Annotated in this window: 20 protein-coding genes; 12 read left to right on the top strand and 8 right to left on the bottom strand. The window is 49.6% G+C overall.

Annotation, left to right across the window (positions count from 1 at the left end):
- Positions 1-68 precede the first annotated feature (68 nt).
- From ACQ4M4_RS15115 to ACQ4M4_RS15100, 4 genes are all read left to right on the top strand, one after another.
- The gene (locus tag ACQ4M4_RS15115) at positions 69-476 is read left to right on the top strand and encodes a MerR family DNA-binding protein (protein WP_316437125.1); all 408 of its coding nucleotides are present in this window, start codon (positions 69-71) and stop codon (positions 474-476) included.
- Positions 477-574: 98 nt separating this feature from the next.
- Complete coding sequence (gene fldA / locus ACQ4M4_RS15110) at positions 575-1,090, top strand: flavodoxin FldA (RefSeq protein ID WP_316437126.1); 516 nt, start codon at positions 575-577, stop codon at positions 1,088-1,090.
- Positions 1,091-1,336: 246 nt separating this feature from the next.
- Complete coding sequence (locus ACQ4M4_RS15105; protein ID WP_430685294.1) at positions 1,337-1,927, top strand: TVP38/TMEM64 family protein; 591 nt, start codon at positions 1,337-1,339, stop codon at positions 1,925-1,927.
- Positions 1,928-2,042: 115 nt separating this feature from the next.
- Positions 2,043-2,303 carry a hypothetical protein gene (locus tag ACQ4M4_RS15100; RefSeq protein ID WP_420717445.1) on the top strand — a complete coding sequence of 87 codons (261 nt, stop codon included), beginning with the start codon at positions 2,043-2,045 and terminating at the stop codon, positions 2,301-2,303.
- Here ACQ4M4_RS15100 and ACQ4M4_RS15095 read toward each other — a convergent pair.
- From ACQ4M4_RS15095 to ACQ4M4_RS15070, 6 genes are all read right to left on the bottom strand, one after another.
- Positions 2,212-3,726 (bottom strand): multicopper oxidase family protein, encoded by a 1,515-nt coding sequence (locus tag ACQ4M4_RS15095; RefSeq protein WP_316437127.1) that lies wholly within the window; start codon positions 3,724-3,726, stop codon positions 2,212-2,214. The genes ACQ4M4_RS15100 and ACQ4M4_RS15095 overlap by 92 nt on opposite strands.
- Before the next feature lie 88 nt (positions 3,727-3,814).
- Positions 3,815-4,351, bottom strand: coding sequence for a DUF411 domain-containing protein (locus ACQ4M4_RS15090; protein WP_316437129.1), 537 nt, complete (start codon positions 4,349-4,351; stop codon positions 3,815-3,817).
- Positions 4,348-5,355, bottom strand: a complete 1,008-nt coding sequence (locus ACQ4M4_RS15085) for a WD40/YVTN/BNR-like repeat-containing protein (RefSeq protein WP_316437130.1) — start codon at positions 5,353-5,355, stop codon at positions 4,348-4,350. The genes ACQ4M4_RS15090 and ACQ4M4_RS15085 overlap by 4 nt, the downstream gene beginning before the upstream one ends.
- 51 nt (positions 5,356-5,406) lie before the next feature.
- Complete coding sequence (locus ACQ4M4_RS15080) at positions 5,407-5,748, bottom strand: hypothetical protein (RefSeq protein WP_316437131.1); 342 nt, start codon at positions 5,746-5,748, stop codon at positions 5,407-5,409.
- A gap of 55 nt (positions 5,749-5,803) precedes the next feature.
- Entirely contained in the window at positions 5,804-6,151 is a 348-nt protein-coding gene (locus tag ACQ4M4_RS15075; protein WP_316437132.1) for a DUF2933 domain-containing protein, read from the bottom strand.
- 79 nt (positions 6,152-6,230) lie between these two features.
- Positions 6,231-6,500 carry a hypothetical protein gene (locus ACQ4M4_RS15070; RefSeq protein ID WP_430685293.1) on the bottom strand — a complete coding sequence of 90 codons (270 nt, stop codon included), beginning with the start codon at positions 6,498-6,500 and terminating at the stop codon, positions 6,231-6,233.
- Positions 6,501-6,706: 206 nt separating this feature from the next.
- Here ACQ4M4_RS15070 and ACQ4M4_RS15065 point away from each other — a divergent pair, with 206 nt between their 5' ends.
- From ACQ4M4_RS15065 to ACQ4M4_RS15055, 3 genes are all read left to right on the top strand, one after another.
- Complete coding sequence (locus ACQ4M4_RS15065) at positions 6,707-7,180, top strand: hypothetical protein (RefSeq protein WP_430685292.1); 474 nt, start codon at positions 6,707-6,709, stop codon at positions 7,178-7,180.
- Positions 7,181-7,278: 98 nt separating this feature from the next.
- Positions 7,279-7,755, top strand: coding sequence for a heavy metal-responsive transcriptional regulator (locus tag ACQ4M4_RS15060; RefSeq protein ID WP_430685291.1), 477 nt, complete (start codon positions 7,279-7,281; stop codon positions 7,753-7,755).
- A 29-nt stretch (positions 7,756-7,784) separates the two neighbouring features.
- Positions 7,785-8,471 (top strand): methyltransferase domain-containing protein, encoded by a 687-nt coding sequence (locus ACQ4M4_RS15055; RefSeq protein WP_430685290.1) that lies wholly within the window; start codon positions 7,785-7,787, stop codon positions 8,469-8,471.
- A gap of 10 nt (positions 8,472-8,481) precedes the next feature.
- Here the strand turns inward: ACQ4M4_RS15055 and ACQ4M4_RS15050 are convergent, their stop codons facing one another.
- Positions 8,482-8,991: a putative iron-sulfur cluster-binding metallochaperone gene (locus ACQ4M4_RS15050; protein ID WP_430685289.1), complete on the bottom strand. Its 510-nt coding sequence runs from the start codon at positions 8,989-8,991 to the stop codon at positions 8,482-8,484.
- Positions 8,992-9,076: 85 nt separating this feature from the next.
- Positions 9,077-9,352, bottom strand: coding sequence for a thioredoxin family protein (locus tag ACQ4M4_RS15045; protein WP_430685288.1), 276 nt, complete (start codon positions 9,350-9,352; stop codon positions 9,077-9,079).
- Positions 9,353-9,719: 367 nt separating this feature from the next.
- On the opposite strand from ACQ4M4_RS15045, the gene ACQ4M4_RS15040 reads away from it, so the two are divergent.
- The 5 genes from ACQ4M4_RS15040 to ACQ4M4_RS15020 all read left to right on the top strand — a co-directional run bounded on the left by ACQ4M4_RS15040 (position 9,720) and on the right by ACQ4M4_RS15020 (position 16,560).
- Positions 9,720-9,944 carry a hypothetical protein gene (locus ACQ4M4_RS15040; RefSeq protein WP_430685287.1) on the top strand — a complete coding sequence of 75 codons (225 nt, stop codon included), beginning with the start codon at positions 9,720-9,722 and terminating at the stop codon, positions 9,942-9,944.
- A gap of 215 nt (positions 9,945-10,159) precedes the next feature.
- The gene (locus ACQ4M4_RS15035) at positions 10,160-10,663 is read left to right on the top strand and encodes a FixH family protein (RefSeq protein ID WP_430685286.1); all 504 of its coding nucleotides are present in this window, start codon (positions 10,160-10,162) and stop codon (positions 10,661-10,663) included.
- A 120-nt stretch (positions 10,664-10,783) separates the two neighbouring features.
- The gene (locus tag ACQ4M4_RS15030; RefSeq protein WP_430685285.1) at positions 10,784-11,266 is read left to right on the top strand and encodes a heavy metal-responsive transcriptional regulator; all 483 of its coding nucleotides are present in this window, start codon (positions 10,784-10,786) and stop codon (positions 11,264-11,266) included.
- 12 nt (positions 11,267-11,278) lie between these two features.
- A complete protein-coding gene (locus ACQ4M4_RS15025; protein WP_430685284.1) occupies positions 11,279-13,330 on the top strand; it encodes an efflux RND transporter periplasmic adaptor subunit in 2,052 nt (683 codons plus the stop codon).
- A gap of 65 nt (positions 13,331-13,395) precedes the next feature.
- Positions 13,396-16,560, top strand: a complete 3,165-nt coding sequence (locus ACQ4M4_RS15020) for an efflux RND transporter permease subunit (RefSeq protein ID WP_316437145.1) — start codon at positions 13,396-13,398, stop codon at positions 16,558-16,560.
- The last annotated feature ends 187 nt before the right edge of the window (positions 16,561-16,747 follow it).

Genomic DNA, 16,747 nt, shown 5'->3' with positions numbered 1-16,747 from the left:
CCTTGACTCTCTAGCCAATTGAAGAGTTTAGGCTAAAAGAGAGGAATACTCAGGATGGAGTGAGAGATATGTTAGTTCAAAATGCTCCTAAGTTGATTGGTTCAGTTGCAAAAGCAAGCGGTATTCCCATTAAAACGATTCGGTACTACGAAGAGCTAGGCTTGCTGAAGACAACTGGGAGAACGGAAGGTGGATATCGATTGTTCAACTCGGATGTTTGTGCTCGATTGAGCTTCATCAAACGTGTTCAAATTTTAGGGCTGAGCTTAGCCGAGATCAAGGATTTTCTAGATGGGCTTGATCAAGGCGACTTACCCTGCAATCACGTCAAAGTGAAGCTGGAGGATAAGCTGGACGCGATTGAACAACAAATCCAACAACTGCAAATTCTTAAACAGGAGTTAAAGGTGCTGTTATCCGGTCGGGAAACTGTTCCTGATCATCCTAAAGACAGCATTTGTCCGATTATTGGATAGGCTTAGACAAGTATTGCTCCTTGTGCTTTTTATCATCAAGCCTTAGCTCACTCAACCCAAGAACAACACTATTTTCAATTGAAATTTAAGAGGCAAAAATGGCTAAGATTGGACTCTTTTACGGAACTCAAACAAGCAACACTCAAACAGCGTCCGAACTCATTCAAAGAGAATTTGGTGGTGACAGTGTTGTAACACTACAGGATATCTCACAAACCGAACCTAACGACTTTGATGAATATCAGTATATCATCATTGCTTGCCCAACCTGGAATGTAGGTGAACTGCAAAGTGACTGGGAAAGTTTCTATGATGATGAGTTAGATAATATCGATTTCAGTGGTAAGAAAGTCGCATACTTTGGAGAAGGTGATCAAATTGGCTATCCTGATACCTTCCAGGATGCAATGGGAATATTGGAGGAAAAAATAGCTGAACTTGGTGGCGAAACAGTTGGCTACTGGTCTACTGAAGGATATGAGTTCAGTGATTCTAAAGCACTCCGAGACAGTAAATTTGTGGGGTTAGCCTTGGATGAAGATAACCAGTCTGAATTGACAGAAGAACGCATCAAAGCATGGGTTGCTCAATTAAAGGCTGAGTTTGGAGTGTAGCCCTCATCAACCGATCGCAGCGATGTCAGAGATCTGGAGATGGTAGTACGGCTCTGAGCTTCTATCTGAAGGCAGTGGTGAAATCTAGCAGACATTGAAATGGTGGAGTAATGATAATTAATGGCAATGCATCGATCGCAGCGTAGGCAAATTTTATTCAACCGTTCCAATGGTATTGCTTTAGGGATTCTCCTGCTCTGTCTGCTACTTTGCTTATGGTTGACCCAGCCTGATTTTAACCAATTCATGGTCAACCTATTTACCCCGGATGGATTTGAGCAAACAGTTCGTCGTTTAGGAAGTTGGGGAGCATTGATTTATATCGGGCTGATTACCTTATCGGTTGTCGTCAGCCCCATTCCTAGTGCACCTTTAGCGGTAATCGCAGGGGCATTGTGGGGAACTGTGCTTGCAGGTATCTACAGTGTGATCGGGGGATTTTTAGGCGGATTGATTGCATACTATCTGGGACGCACATTGGGGCGATCGGCAATTAAAGCACTGACCGGAAAAATCGTTGTTTTCTCGAAGCGGAAAGGTGAAATTTATCTCGGTTGGCTAATTTTTGGGTCTCGATTGTTGCCGGTGCTTTCGTTTGATCTGATCAGCTATGGAGCCGGAATGACTGGGCTTTCCTTGCCCATTTATGCCACAGCAACGCTATTGGGCATGATTCCTTCCACCTTCTTGTTGACCTACCTGGGAGATGCGATCGTCGTTGATTTTCCGCAGGGGATTGTCTTGTCGATCATGTTTCTGATTATCTTGGTTGGACTACCTTGGGGTATTCGGCGCTATAACTGGTTGGGATTGAGGGATACGGTTCGGATGGAGTAACGAAGGCAATATATCTAACTGGCATCGGTGTACGATCGCCGCTAGGAACCAGTACATCACGAAAACATTGTTGTTTCTGAAGGATTGTTGGGCAAGGATTCCACCGGAAGCTAGGGTGCTTGATTTAGCCTGCGGTAACAAAGAGTTTGAACGGTTATCGTTGCAAGAGAACCCTGCCCAGTCCTTCATCGGTGTAGATATTTCCGAGCGCAAGTCAGCGATCGCCCGACAAAAATGCCAAGCCTATCCCCATGTATCGTTTCACGTCTGTAGTATTCTATGTTTTATCCTTGCATTTCAATCACGCCCATCATGCCCAAATCTTCATGATCAAGAATGTGACAGTGGTAGACCGCCTTACCTGCGAAGTCTTTGAAGGGAATCCGAATCCGCACTATTTCATTTCTGGGAACCAACACGGTATCCTTCCAAGCACGATAGGGTTCAGGCTGTCCATTGCGGCTAATCACCTGGAACATATTCGTGTGCAAATGAAACGGATGATCGAAGCCCATCATCATCATGCCAGTGTTGGCAATTTCCCAATCCTCAACGGTATCTAAACGCACTTGCGTATCAATGCGATCGTGATGAAACGTCTTGCCATCGATCGTGAAGACCATGCCCTGCCCCGGTGCCATGCCATGACTGAGAGTGATCTGTCGTACTGTCTGAGGTTCAGGTAAGGCTTCGACAGGGATCAGGATTTGGGGAATGGGGAGAGGACTCACTTGCCCCCTGTAGGTAAGGGTTGCCAGGGTTTGGGAACGGTCTTCTGGCGTGTTAGCTGGCGATCGCCGCATCATGCCACCGCCCATCATCCCACCACCCATCATGCCGCCGTCCATCATGCCATCGCCACCCATCATCCCGCCCCGGTTATAGGGCAGGTTCAGCAAGCGATATTGCCCTGGTTCGCGTTCTCCTCGAACAAGTACCTCAGCGCGTTCTCCCGGAACCAGCAATAGCTCTCTCAATTCCACAGGTTCACTCAATGCACCGCCATCGGTTGCAATTAAATACAACAGATGGTCTTCCAGCATAAGCCGATAGAAGCGAGACGGTGAGGCATTTAGCAACCGCAACCGCAGCAATCCGCCTTGAGGAATAGAGAGCGTAGGGTTCACACTACCATTCACTGTGACGATCGATCCTTCTCGTCCCTGCATCCGTTGCTCCATCCGATTAGGAGCCTGGATTTGTCCATCTTCTCCCAAGGCAAAATCTTTGAAAACAAGAAACGCTTCTGAGGCGGCTTGAATTTCTGGAATCTGATCCAGTTCTCCGCGCACAATGAATAACCCGGCTAAACCTCCCCACACCTGGTCTGCTACTAGCCCATGGCGATGGGGATGATACCAGAAGGTACCGCCAGGATGATGGTTGGGGATGTCAAATTCATACGTGATGGTTTCACCGGGAGGAATCTCTAGGAAAACGTTGTCGGCTTTGTCGTTGGGAGAAACATGCAAGCCGTGATAGTGCAGATTGGTCGATTCGGATAGATTGTTCGTAAAACGGATACGAACGGTATCTCCTGGGTTTGCCTCGAAACGAGGTCCTGGAACCTGGTGATTGAAGGCGAGTAAAGTTGCCTGTCGTCCTGCTAAGCGAACTGAACCAACACTCGCACTCAAAGATACATCCAGCAGCCCATCGACACTAGTATGATGATCTGCATGGGTCGATAAGCTCTGAGACTGCCCAGAAGAGACACACCGGGTCAAGTAAAAACCACCCAGGGTGGAGGCACCCAGCGTCACTAGAAATCGCCTACGATTGAAACGGTGCGTATTCATCAGAAATTGCTTTGAAGCTTGTAGTTGTTCTCAGCCACTTCCATTATGAAGAATATGAACGAACGCCTCGGTTTCAGATTTCAGAGGGTTAGGAATGTTCTGCAAAGGTAGCCGTGCTGCCATCCTCGGTAAACGAGAAGACAGTGTAAGGTTCCACATACCCACCCGACTCCATCCCCGGAGAGCCGATCGGCATCCCAGGCACGGCAAGACCCGCCACAGCAGGCTTTTGAGCCAGTAAACGCTGGATGTCTTCTACTGGAACATGACCTTCGATGACGTAGCCTGCCACAATTGCTGTATGGCAAGTCGCCAAGTTTTCGGGAATGTCATACTGCTGTTTTACAGACTCCAGGTTCTCAGTCACATTATCTTTCACCTGAAACCCTGCTGCCTCTAAATGATCAATCCATAACCCACAACAGCCGCAGTTGGGACTGCGAAAAACGGTGATTTCATTGGTTAATGCTGCCTGTTCCCCTGATGCGTCATTGACAGCCACAGCTTTGGGAACTTGGCTCGTGACTTGGGTAGAGGGCGTATGGGCAAAAAACGACCAAGATAAGCCGATCGCCGCTACCATCGCTCCAGATCCTGCCAATATCATCCAGAATTTTTTGTTCATTGACTGACTCCTTCTACTATCTGCCAACTCTGACCCGCATCACGGCTGATCCACAGCTTGCCATCACTGCTGACGGCATAAACCTGCTGCGGATTGGACGGGTTAATCGTGACGATCGCATCCGTAATGCCTTCCTGAACAAGCTGCCAAGTTTCACCAGCATCCTCCGTCTTAAACACACCTGCTTGCATGCCCGCATATAAGGTTTTGAAGTTTTCCGGATCAGCCGCCAGACTATAAGCCCGCTGATTCTCTGGCAAGCCTGCATTGGGCAATTTATCCCAACCACAGAAGCAATCTGGGCTTTTCGTTACGCCTGTGTCTAGTCCAGCATAGAGCCAAATGCCACCCATGCCAGTAGGATACCCCACCGATGCTAGACTCCTAATTTCTTGATCTTTGGGCCCATCGCTGACCCGCTGCCACGATTCGCCCGCATCTGCACTGCGGTACAGCCCATCACTCAAGACCCAGGCATAGAGCTTATTAGAATCGTTCGTATCGATCGCTAAGGCTTCGATCGAATCGCCGCTGAGTCCTTCGGCTTTTGTTTCCCAAGTCGTACCCCCATCAGTGCTTTTAACCACTGCTAGTCCATGTCCGGTGGCATACATAACTTGTGGATTTTTAGGGTCAATGGCAATCGAGGTGACATTCGCTCGCGGTTGACTTTTCGGAATAGTGTCGATCGCCGTCCAAGTCCGACCACCATCTCGGCTGCGGTAAATTGGGCGTGCTCCCAAGAAAAGCTCGTTGGTTTCTGGGTTGATTGCCAACGCATGGACATGTCCCCCGAAAGGGCTAGCTTCCGTGTTTTCGGCTTGGCTTTCAGGTGCGATGGTTGATTCTGAGGTGACAGCCGTTGGGAGTGGAGTGGGGGACTGATTTGCTCGGATGAACCATCCGCCTAACCCACCAATGAGAAGCACACCCAGTCCGGCAGCAGTGAGTACTCCTACTTTGATTAGGTTAAATGGTTGTTGGCTTGATTTGGGCTGTTCCATAACGTTGATTTCTTTTGTCAAAGGCTATCTGGGGCAATCTGGATGACTCAGCTATCTGGATTGAGTCGTTTGGCTGTCTACTCTACTCATCATGGGATGACATCCAAAGGATGCTGATCCTGGAGAAACCCTCCATCCCAGTAGCATCACGACGATTCCACCTGCGATCGCAACTTGCTTAAGTATTTCTGAGCGTTTTCGAGCTTGAACCTGCTCAGCTTGAACCTGCTGTACCGCTTGCCGGATAAACTCTGGCGGAATATTAGCGGCGGCTCCGGCTTGAATTAATTCCTCTAACGAATACCCCTGCGCTGCTTGGGCATATAAGCGAGCAGCACGGGTAAACACCTCTGGAGCGATCGCTTCAGGAATTCGGGGATCTAAATTGTTCATAGCACACTCTGAATTCAGGAAATAATGGAAAGAATCCTGCTAAGACAAGAGTTTCCTATTGTTCTAAGGTATTGATCTGACGGGCGATCGCTTCTTGCTGCGTCTGCAACTGCTGGAGATGTTCTCGCAATTGAGCCAGTTGCTCATCCCGGCTAAGCGGTGTACTGGCAGGCAAACTGTTTACAGATCGAGGTGATGAAGCAGACATTGAATCCTTGTCCATTCGATTCATCATTACCATCATCAAAAGCATCGAAAGCGGACAGGCTGCTAGCAACAGCAGTGGTAATGCACTCAGCGTCAGTTGCGGTGCCAATAGCGCAATAGCAATGCCGACGGCTACTAGCCCCACTAACACTCTCCAGTCAAAACATATGCCAAGGACATTGACTTTTGTTTTCATCGTGTTGCTCTTGTTTGAGATAGGAATGATTTTATTGTCTTGGTAGGGAGGTCATCCTGTCCTGCTCTGAAGGGTTATTCTACTGCTCCACCATCCCAGGCATCTCATCATTACCCATCATGTTGTGCATCATGCTCATCATAGAGTTGCACTGAGCCATCATTTGCCGCATTTGTTCTTCTGTTGGGGTCGTCTGCGCTTGATCTTCATCAGAAGGCATTGCAGGCTGCCTTTGGGCAAGAGTAGAGGTTGTTTGGTTGTGCTCATGGGCGATCGCTGGAAGTACAGTGACTCCCAACAGGGCTAAACCAGCGACAATTCCACTCATGATGATTCGAGTCCGTTTCATAGGATTCATCCAATTTTTAATCAACAATTCGTCACCATCTCGATGACTATTGCCATACTAGAGTCTCTAGTTGGCTATAGAGTCAAGTCATTGGCAACATTTTCTTACATGAGCAATAGCGCCTTGAAATAATGCACCAAAGCGAGGAACGCTCCAGTCTCACTTTACTGTTGAATGATAGCCACAAGGACTTATTGAGGTGCCCTATGTCAAATTATCGAACCGTCACTCGCGCCGTTCGCTGGCTGAATTCACCTGAATGGAATGTAGCCATATTTGCATTTCTCCTATCTTTCTTTTGGGAGGTTCAGCAAATGCCGTTTTATCAAGTCCCACCAGAGCTTTCCTGCTTCGCAATGATCAGAAATTGCACATTGGCAACAGTAGGTGATGTTGGCATCATGCTTACTTCCTTTTGGGTGGTTGCAGCCGTATCAAAGTCACGACAATGGGTTCGTCAACCCGATCGCAGGCAAATCGGTATATTCACACTGATCGGTGTTCTAATTACGGTTATTTTTGAAGATTTAGCAACAAGATGGCTGGGTATTTGGACTTATGCCGATTCCATGCCAACTGTTCCAATTCTGGGCACTGGGCTACTGCCACTATTGATGTGGCTCCTAATCCCACCGTTGACAATTTGGTTCGTCAAACGCCAACTGTGTCCTGTTAGATAAGCCAGGTGATGCTCAAAAAACCTTGACTCTATAGCTGACTATAGAGTTTAAACTGGAAGTGCAGTGGGGCAATTTGCTCCAGATTCACCGGGACTACCATGAGAAGACTGAGTGAAAACCGATCGCCCGAAAAACTGCTCAAGATTGGCGAGTTAGCAGAGCAGACCGATGTGGCAGTAGGAACCATTCGCTACTATGAGACTTTAGAGTTAATTGAACCGACCCACCGAAGCGAGAGTGGCTACCGCTACTACACTCCTGATGCGGTTAGGCGCGTGCAGTTTATCAAAAAAGCGCAGTCTCTTCAGTTTTCCCTGTCTGAAATTCAGCAGATTTTGGGCGTTCGGCATCAAGGTGATCCGGCTTGCCCACTGGTGCGAGATCTATTGAATCGAAAAATTGCTGAACTGGACGCCCAACTCGATCGCATCAAAACGCTCAAGGTCGAGCTAGAAGCCTATCGCGATCGCTGGTCAGATAGACCTTTAGACAATCCTGTTAGCCAAGAGCTTTGCAGCCTGATTGAAGAAGTCGCCGGACATGCACTATCCAGCGATTACTCTAGAATCTCTTAAGCATATTCCTGTTATGGGTAGGTGTTGATATGAACAATAAGGAAATGGAAACGTTAACCCGATCACAAGCAGAATCAAAACTCCGGCAATCTCCAGCTTGGTACCAACGAATCTTTGCCTGGCTGATGGCTCACGGTACAGCGAAGTATGAGGCTGAAATGAGCGATCGTAAGCAAGCTTTGTTTGCTGACTTGCACGGCAACATCTTGGAGATTGGACCTGGTGCGGGACCTAATTTGCGTCATTATCCATCTGATATTCATTGGACTGGGGTTGAGCCAAACCCGTTTATGGACTCCTATCTCAAACAGGAAGCAGACCGACTGGAACTAACCATTGATATTTATCGAGGTACTGCTGAATGTTTGAATGTGGAAGACAATAGCATGGATGCAGTCGTTAGCACACTGGTTCTCTGCTCTGTAGATAATCTGGAGAGAACCTTGCAAGAGATTCTGAGAGTCCTTAAGCCAGGGGGACGCTTTTACTTTCTTGAACACGTGGCTGCTCCTAAAGGAACAGGGTTGCGACGAGTACAACACTGGATTCGTCCTGTTTGGAAGATTCTCGGTGATGGATGCCATCCCGATCGTGAAACCTGGATTGCTTTGGAGAAGGCAGGATTTGAACGAGTAGAGTATCAGCATTTTCGTGCTCCAATCCCCGCCATTGTCAGTCCCCAAATTATTGGTGTAGCTGTTAAGCGAAGCAATTAAGTCTACCTTCTCATCTATTCAGGATGGATTCAAATATTCTGCGATCGATGGAGGTTAACGGTTGCGTAACCGCTTGAATCACACTGCGAACATTTGTTAAACAGCAAAACCCTTGAGGGTTATTAACTTCACAACCACAGCGTTTAGCTTTGATATGAGCCGTAATCGAAGCGATCGCACGACTCTTACCCTCTCTCTCGATTTCCTCTTGAATTCGCTGGCGGCTCCAGTCAAAACAGTAACAAACGGGAACAGCATCCCTTTGATCTTTCTGAAACACAGAGACTTTCACATCAGCCGTCGTAAATTCCTGTCCCAATTCTGAAAAATAGACCATTGGACAATCAGTATGAGCACAGAAAAAATATGGCTGCTGTGGGTCTAGCTGTTCCAATGCGATAGGCTGAAGCAAGCTTTTGAGCGTAATGAGTTTAACAGGTTTCCCCTTGCTGCCATCACGAGGGCAAACCGATTGGTTAGAAGGTGTGGAAATGTCTGGAGTTGAACAACAATCGTGCATCTTACAATCCTCTATTCGTAATCGTGTTCCTGCTTTTAGCAGGAGAGAGACTCCCCCTCCTGCGTTTCTGCTCTAAGGCAAGGGGCTATTTTTGCCCAATGCCAGCCGCGACCAAGGCTTCACGAGAAATCGGCTGCTGGTTTTGGCAACACTCGGCTAGCTTCCCATTCACCACCACTGCCGGAACTCGATGAATCCCGTATTGGGTTGCTTTTTCCAGACCTTCAGGGGTTGAATTGCCTTCCCGCAAATCCCACACCTGAATATCACAGTTCTCACACGCAAGCGATCGCACCAGTTTGAGGGTTTCGTCGCATAGCGGGCAACCTGCCGTAAAGACTTCTACTAGACGTTTAGCCATTTCCAAATGTCTCCTTTTAGTGCTGGCTCTAGCGTAAACCCTATACCTGACTTCAAGGTCAAGGGGGGGACTGTAAACGGCTACTGTCAAGCGTCAGCTTTTCATTGCAATTTCATTTTTACGTATTCCATTAATCGACAGTTCTAATAGCAATGGTGTTCTATTCCTTGATGAAAGACTTGACTCTAAAGCCAACCTCAGGCTTTATGATGCAGTTCAAATGATGTGATGTGTCACTAAAACGCTTGAGTTCTATAACCTTCGGCGAACTTGGCTGAAGTAAGAAACTAACGCTGCAAACCGAGGGCTGAAGGAAGTACACATCACATTGGTTCAATCATTTCATTTAGTTTAGGAGTGTTTTTCAATGAAACGCATCATGTTTTCTAGCCTATCCATGCTAGCTATTTTTGCTATCGCTAATCCTGTGTTTGCCATGACTGAGGGATTTGAGCGCGAAGATTTATTGACTGAAAATGGGAAGGATCGAATTGACAACGTTCAGCAGGAAAACCTGAATCAACAAATCTCAACGGAAACACACCTCAACGAACGATTTAGGGAAGCGCGTCGGAGGCAATTGGATAAATAAGTCAGCTTTGGAAGTTAAGACTTAGTTGGGCAACTGTAGTGTGGGCATTCTTTCTGACATAGATAGGATGCCTAACTACAGAATCGCTAAATGTATCTTTGGCTTTGCATAACCTTGTTGAATTGAGTGTCTGTCAATCTATTGACTCTTAAGTTGACTTGAGGGTTTAGTATGTTTCTTCGGTAACTTGTCTGACTCATCATTGAGGAGTGCGAATGAAACTTTCTAAACTGGTTCTCATCGTTTTCAGCGTGACTGGGCTTACCTTCTTGGCAGCTTGCGGCAATGGGCAATCCACGGGTTCAGGCAGTCGCCCAACGGCTGCTTCAGATACGACTGGAAAAACCGAAGCATCTAGCCTCAATATTCAACCTGTGACTCAAACCGGAAATGCGCGGATGACCCTGAGCGAACTGACCATGCCACTGCCGCAGGGAAAGACCACCTTGAGGCTGGTTGTGGCTGATCCAACGGGTCAACCTCTAGCGGTTCAAGGCATTGAGGCTGAAATGACGATGTCTGAGCAAGCGATGGAAGCAATGGGGATGAAGGGGATGGGAGCAGGTTCGGCAAAAACCGAGGTGAAATCAGCTGCTTCACCCGGCACCTATGACATTGAAACGAACTTTCCATTTGGTGGAGATTGGCAGTTAACGGTGGCACTCAACGATGCTCAACCGCCTGCTCGCGCGGTCTTTGATATTCCGGTGCAACAGTAACGTCCTGAAGCAAGGAATGGTCTCACACCCACAGTTGACATAATTCTTCATGCCGCTACTCTTGACTCTATAGGTGACTTGAGAGTTTAGACTAAGGCGATTCACACGCTAAAACAGAAAATGACCAAACCTGCGATCGCTCAACTCACGACGGAATTAGGCAACCATAAACTGTTAAAAATCGGAGAACTGGCGGCTCAAACTCAGGTTGCGGTTGCCACGATTCGCTATTATGAAACCTTAGAATTATTAGCACCTACGACAAGAGCGGATAGCGGCTATCGCTATTATGACGACGAAGCGGTGCAACGGTTGCAGTTCATCAAAAAAGCGCAATCGCTGCAATTCTCCCTCTCAGAGATTCAACAAATTTTAAAGGTGCGATATCAGGGCTGTCCGGCTTGTTCGGTGGTGCGGGAATTGCTCGATCGCAAAATTGATCACTTGAACGAGCAAATTCGTCTCATGCAATCTCTGAAGGGAGAGCTAGAAACCTATCGCACTCGCTGGGCCGATCGCCCGCTTGATGATCCAGATAGCCGAGAGCTTTGCAGCCTGATTGAAGAAGTCGCTTACCAAAGCATCCCTATTTCCAAACCTTGAGGAGAGTTGAATATGCCGCCTGTCCCTAGCCTTGCTGTACTGTTAACGGCTGAATTAACGGCTGAACGGATTGCACAGGCACCGCACAGTATGGAAGAGATGCCAGAAGCAATGCCAGAAGCAATGCCGATGCAGCAAAATTCTGGCAGCCTAATGACAGCTACTGGCCTAGTTTTAGGTGCAGTAGTATTGATTGTAGGAACGGCGATCGTTACAAGAGCGATCGTCACAAAAACACTGCGATCTAAACAAAGAGTTACTTTTGATCAGAATATTAATCATATTGCTCAGGATATAGATAAGGATATAAATCAAGATATAAATCAAAGTATTGCTCAGACCCATCCGGTGAATCCGCCAGATCAGGAGTCTGCTCAGTTGACTGACAATCAGCCCCTCACCCATCAGCCCCTTACCGATCAACCCGTGAGGCGATCGATTTTATCTGTTAAAACCCTCTCGGCGCTAGGAGTTTTTGTGGTGTTGACGGGGGGAATTGCAACCGCCACCAGCTTGCTCAAACCTGCTTCTCTCATGGCAGGCATGGACGGCATGGAGGGGATGGCAGGCATGTCGATGGAGGACATGATGCGCGTGGATGGTTCCTTCAATCCCGTGCCTGTAACGGTCGAAACGGTTGAACCTAGCCTACTAGAAACCAGCGTTCGCTATACGGGGTCTGTTCGTCCTTACCTGGAAGTTGCGGTCTATCCCAGAGTGGAAGGGCAGTTGACGGAATATACCCTCTATCCAGGTGATGCCGTGGCGGCTGGTCAGGTTTTGGCGCGTCTGAATGCAGCGGAACGATCGGCAGATGTGGCGGAGATGATCGCTGAAACCCGCGTCTCTCAGGCAGAGTTGCAGGTGGCACAGGCGGAAATTACTGAGCAGCAACGGGAAGTAGAGCGGATGGCAGCCGAGTATGATTTTTTGGCGAAAGAGGTCGTGCGCGCTCAGGTTTTGGTGACACAAGGGGCGATTTCTCGTAGCGAATTTGATCGAAAAGACAGTGAAGCAACGGCTGCACGAGCCGCCTTGAGCAGTGCCCAAACCAAGCTGGAACGAATGCAGGCTCAGGTGAACGCGGCGGCAGCTAAGGTAGCTCAGACTCAGGTGAGAAGCGATCGCGCCACGATTCTGGAGAACTATACGGCCATTACTGCGCCGATTACGGGCATTGTCCAGGAACGGATGGTAGACCCTGGAGTCTTCGTCCAGCCGGGAATGGCGATTCTTAAAATTGGTGACTATCGTCGAGTGCGTCTGCAAGCGAATGTAGCGCAACAGGATGCCCTGCAAATCAAAGTGGGTTCTGCGATCGTGGCACGGCTGCCGGGAGCGGGGACGGAAACGATTCCAGGCAAAGTTACCAGCATTTTTCCAATGGCGGGGGAAGCAACCCGAACGGTGATGATCGAAGCGGTGGTTGATAATCCAGGTCAGCGACTGGCGGCAGGGCAATTTCTAGAGATGAACATCATCACCGCTCGTAAACCGGGTGCTCTCTCCGTGCCGCAATCGGCAATCACGCTGTCAGAGGAAGAATCAACCGTTTGGGTCATGGAAGATGGCATGGCGAAGCGCAGAGTTGTCACCACTGGGCTGATGAGTGGCGATCGCATTGAAGTCACTCGTGGGCTAAAACCTGGGGAATTGGTGATCACGACTGGCAGCAGCCGATTGGTTGAAAATGCCAAAGTTGTGGCGATCGATGCCTCTGGCAATCCGGTTGCGAGTCTCAATGACGCGAGCCAGGGTAGTGTGCAGATTCAGTTAATTAGCCCTGAGGGTACGGTAGCAATGGGAGACAATCAACTGATTTTGCAGGTACAAGATGCGACTACAGGTGAACCGCTCCCTGTGCGTGAATTAAACGTGAATGTTGCAATGCCCATGCCGAATATGGCTCCGATGCAAACTGAGGTGGAGGTCAAACCTGCCGATCAACCAGGTCGATTCCAGGTCAACACCTATTTTGGGATGCGCGGTACGTGGCAAGTCACCGCCAACGTTAAAGACGAAGAACAGCAAGGGCAAGCAACCTTTACGCTAGAAGCTCAATAAACTACAGCACTTGACTTCTATCCTGCTAACTCGCTCCATACTCCCGGTTTACTCCAATTCCCCCTATGAAAACGTTTCTAACTCGCTGGTCAATCAAGCATCCGGTGGTGGTGGCGGCCCTGTACATCGCGGTGGTGGTGCTCTCGATGCTGACGCTCGTGCTGCTTCCCGTGCGGATGATGCCCTATGTGGAAAGTCCGCTGGTGTCGATCGTGACGATGGCACCGGGTTCTTCGCCAACGGAGGTGGAAACCTATATCACCAAGCCGATCGAGCAGCGCCTGACGGTATTGGATGGGGTGCGGTTCATTCGCTCTAGCTCGCAGCAGGATATGTCGCTGGTGACGATTCAGTTTGCTTGGGGCGACGATATTGGCAAAGCGGTGCAGTCGGTGCAGAGCGTGATGACAGCGGCAGAGGGAGATATTGAACTCGATGGCTTTAACTCGCGTTCCTATTGGGTGTTGCCGATCGATCCGCTGAACCGTCCGGTGCTGACTTTGGCGCTGCGAGGAGAAGGCTGGGACCCCGTGCAGTTGCGGGAATTTGCCGACAATACTTTGGTGGATCGGCTGACCCAGGTGCCAGACGTGCAGGCGGTGTCAATCTTTGGCGGCTATCGACGGCAGCTTCAAGTGGTGGTCGATCGGCAAAAGTTGGCTGCCTACGGACTCTCCATTTTGCAAGTGCGGGATGCGATCGATGCCAATAACGTCAGCCAGGGGGCAGGTGTGTTGACCCAGGGCGACTCCGAAATCCTGGTGCGATCGGATAAACGGGCGTTGAGTGCTGCCGATGTAATGGACTATCCGGTGCTGGAGCAGGACGGGCAGGTGGTCTATGTGCGGGATGTGGCGATCGTCAAAGACACCGCTGAGGAACGGCGCAGCAGCTATCGTTATAACGGCGAGGCTGCCCTGGCCGTCAATGTGATTCAGCAACCCAACTCCAGTTCGCCCCAGGTGATCCGGCAGGTGCGGGCAGAATTGAAGCGAATTCAGGCGGCAAACCCTGGACTGACCTTTGAGGAAGCCTATGACAACTCCTATCTGGTCAACATTATCCTGAACAGTACGTTTCAAGAGTTGCTGATCAGCGTCTTGCTGGCGGGGCTGGTGATTCTGGTGTTTCTAGAAGATTTTCGCGCCACGGCGATCATTATGATCTCTATCCCCCTGTCGCTGGCGCTCTCAACCCTGCCCTTCATCCCCATCCAGATGTCGCTCAACTCCTCCACGCTGATTGGCATGATGATGGCGCTCGGCAAGCTGGTAGATGATTCCATTATTGTGATTGACGCGATCGATCAGAAACTGCGGGGCGGATTGCGTCCGTTACAAGCCGCCATTCAGGGCACCGGGGAAGTGTTTCTTGCCAGTGCGGCAGCGAGTTGCGTCATGATTGCGGCATTGATACCGACTATTCTGGCGGGAGGGCTGACTGGGCTGATGTTTGTGGGCATTGTTTGGCCGATGGTGTTCGCCTTTGTTGCCTCGCTGTTGGTGTCAGTGACGTTGATTCCGTTAATTGCCGCCTTTGTGCTGAAGCCGCCCCAGTCTCAGCCACGCCGAAACGGGTTGCAACGGTTGCTGCTGCCGGTTCAGGTCGGGTTTCAGCGCCTAGAGCAGGGCTATGGCTGGCTGCTCGATCGCTGCTTGAACAATCGGGAAATGACCCTGGCGATCGCTGCTGTCTCGATTGTGTTAGCCGTTGCCCTCTATCCCTTTGTGCCGCAGGAAATGATGCCCCTGGGCGATTCCGGTCAGTTCATGGCATCCCTGGAGATGGAGGCGGGCACGTCCTTTGCCAAAACCGACGAAAGTACTGCCCGCTTTGAGCAAATTCTGCTGGCGCAGCCTGACGTTGAGAAAGTCTCGTCCCAGGTTGGCTTTGAGTTCACCCGCAACAGCACCTACTTCAGCGGCTACAGCATGGATAGTGTCAACGCCGCGTCCCTGACGGTTACTCTCAAGGACAACCGCGATCGGGATATCTGGGAAATTATGGACAGCGTTGCTGCCGAAGCCCATCGCACCATTCCCGGACTGCGCCGCATTGCCCTCAAAGAAATGGGCGTTGATTTGATGTCTACCTCTGCGGCACCGATTCAGCTTGCGGTTTATGGCGAAGAGTTGGACACCTTGCACCGATTAGCGGCAGACGTGTTACGCATTGCCGAAGCCACCCCTAGCTTAGTCATGGCGCAAACCAGTTCGTCCCTAACCCAGCCCGAATATCAACTCACCGTCGATCGCCGCCGGGCTGAGGAGTTGGGCATGAATGTGCAAATGGTGGCAGAACAAGCCCGCTATGCGCTCAGTGGCGGCTTTACTCGTCGCTACTATAACCGTCCCAACCTGCGCCAAAACTCAATTCTGGTGCGCTATGATGCCGCCGATCGCGCTACGCCAGACGATTTAGCCGCTACCTACATCACCACGCCCCAGGGACAGCAAGTGCCGTTGAGTACAGTAGCTACACTGGAGCGCCGAAATGGCCCGACGTTGATTGAGCATGTGAATGGGAAACGGGTCGTGTATGTCAACGGGTACTACCGCAAGGGCGCTCCGGCTTCGATGGATTTGTCGATGGCAGTGGCGATGCGGGCAGGCACGGATCTGAATTTCCCGCCCGGTTACGGACTCGATTCGATGGGCGACATGACCGACATGATGATCGAGTTCAGTCGCTTGCTCAAGGGCTTACTGGTGTCGCTAATTTTGATCTACCTGATTCTGGTGATTCAGTTTGGCTCCTTTATTCAGCCGCTGATTATGATGGGAGCGATTCCCTTGCAATTGGTGGGGGTGTTTGGCGGTCTGATCCTGGCTCAACAAACCCTTTCGACCGTCTCGATTCTGGGCATTGTGATTCTGTCAGGATTATCGCTGTCCGCCGCGATTCTGTTGCTAGAACTGGTGTTGGCAAAGCGGGCCGAAGGAGTCCCGCGCGATATCGCCATCCGCATGGCTGGACCCGTCCGCTTAAAAGCCATCACCATGACCACCCTGACGACGATGATCGTAATTGTGCGACTCGCCTTCTTCCCCGACATTGGCATGGATGCCTACTCACCGATCGCCACCGTGATTTTAGGAGGGCTGACGATCTCAACATTGCTGACCCTGATTGTGATTCCCGTTATGTACAGCGTTGTAGACGATACGATTCAATGGTTTGTTCACCTGGAGACAAAAATAAAAAGGCATAATCATTGGACGAGAGGATAGCGCAGGAGATTTGGCAGGATATCACCTTTATTTCGGGTTTGACCGTCGGCTGACCATAATTAAATTGCTAACAATTTGGTGTTCAGTAGTTATTTCATTGAAATTTTATTTTTCCGCACTATCTATAGAGATAGAAACACTAATAACTATAGGGATTAACTGTCTAGTCAATTGGAGTGTTTAGAGT

Source organism: Leptolyngbya sp. AN02str, assembly GCF_050565595.1.
Classification (GTDB): Bacteria; Cyanobacteriota; Cyanobacteriia; order Elainellales; family Elainellaceae; genus Kaiparowitsia.
The sequence above is the reverse complement of the archived record's forward strand: the minus strand, read 5'-3'. Positions and strand labels throughout refer to the sequence as shown.

Coding starts and splice junctions, on each gene's coding strand:
- ACQ4M4_RS15115 (WP_316437125.1), top strand. CDS start 69: ATGTTAGTTCAAAATGCTCCTAAGTTGATTGGTTCAGTTGCAAAAGCA.
- fldA (WP_316437126.1), top strand. CDS start 575: ATGGCTAAGATTGGACTCTTTTACGGAACTCAAACAAGCAACACTCAA.
- ACQ4M4_RS15105 (WP_430685294.1), top strand. CDS start 1,337: ATGGTCAACCTATTTACCCCGGATGGATTTGAGCAAACAGTTCGTCGT.
- ACQ4M4_RS15095 (WP_316437127.1), bottom strand. CDS start 3,726: ATGAATACGCACCGTTTCAATCGTAGGCGATTTCTAGTGACGCTGGGT.
- ACQ4M4_RS15090 (WP_316437129.1), bottom strand. CDS start 4,351: ATGAACAAAAAATTCTGGATGATATTGGCAGGATCTGGAGCGATGGTA.
- ACQ4M4_RS15085 (WP_316437130.1), bottom strand. CDS start 5,355: ATGGAACAGCCCAAATCAAGCCAACAACCATTTAACCTAATCAAAGTA.
- ACQ4M4_RS15080 (WP_316437131.1), bottom strand. CDS start 5,748: ATGAACAATTTAGATCCCCGAATTCCTGAAGCGATCGCTCCAGAGGTG.
- ACQ4M4_RS15075 (WP_316437132.1), bottom strand. CDS start 6,151: ATGAAAACAAAAGTCAATGTCCTTGGCATATGTTTTGACTGGAGAGTG.
- ACQ4M4_RS15070 (WP_430685293.1), bottom strand. CDS start 6,500: ATGAAACGGACTCGAATCATCATGAGTGGAATTGTCGCTGGTTTAGCC.
- ACQ4M4_RS15065 (WP_430685292.1), top strand. CDS start 6,707: ATGTCAAATTATCGAACCGTCACTCGCGCCGTTCGCTGGCTGAATTCA.
- ACQ4M4_RS15060 (WP_430685291.1), top strand. CDS start 7,279: ATGAGAAGACTGAGTGAAAACCGATCGCCCGAAAAACTGCTCAAGATT.
- ACQ4M4_RS15055 (WP_430685290.1), top strand. CDS start 7,785: ATGAACAATAAGGAAATGGAAACGTTAACCCGATCACAAGCAGAATCA.
- ACQ4M4_RS15050 (WP_430685289.1), bottom strand. CDS start 8,991: ATGCACGATTGTTGTTCAACTCCAGACATTTCCACACCTTCTAACCAA.
- ACQ4M4_RS15045 (WP_430685288.1), bottom strand. CDS start 9,352: ATGGCTAAACGTCTAGTAGAAGTCTTTACGGCAGGTTGCCCGCTATGC.
- ACQ4M4_RS15040 (WP_430685287.1), top strand. CDS start 9,720: ATGAAACGCATCATGTTTTCTAGCCTATCCATGCTAGCTATTTTTGCT.
- ACQ4M4_RS15035 (WP_430685286.1), top strand. CDS start 10,160: ATGAAACTTTCTAAACTGGTTCTCATCGTTTTCAGCGTGACTGGGCTT.
- ACQ4M4_RS15030 (WP_430685285.1), top strand. CDS start 10,784: ATGACCAAACCTGCGATCGCTCAACTCACGACGGAATTAGGCAACCAT.
- ACQ4M4_RS15025 (WP_430685284.1), top strand. CDS start 11,279: ATGCCGCCTGTCCCTAGCCTTGCTGTACTGTTAACGGCTGAATTAACG.
- ACQ4M4_RS15020 (WP_316437145.1), top strand. CDS start 13,396: ATGAAAACGTTTCTAACTCGCTGGTCAATCAAGCATCCGGTGGTGGTG.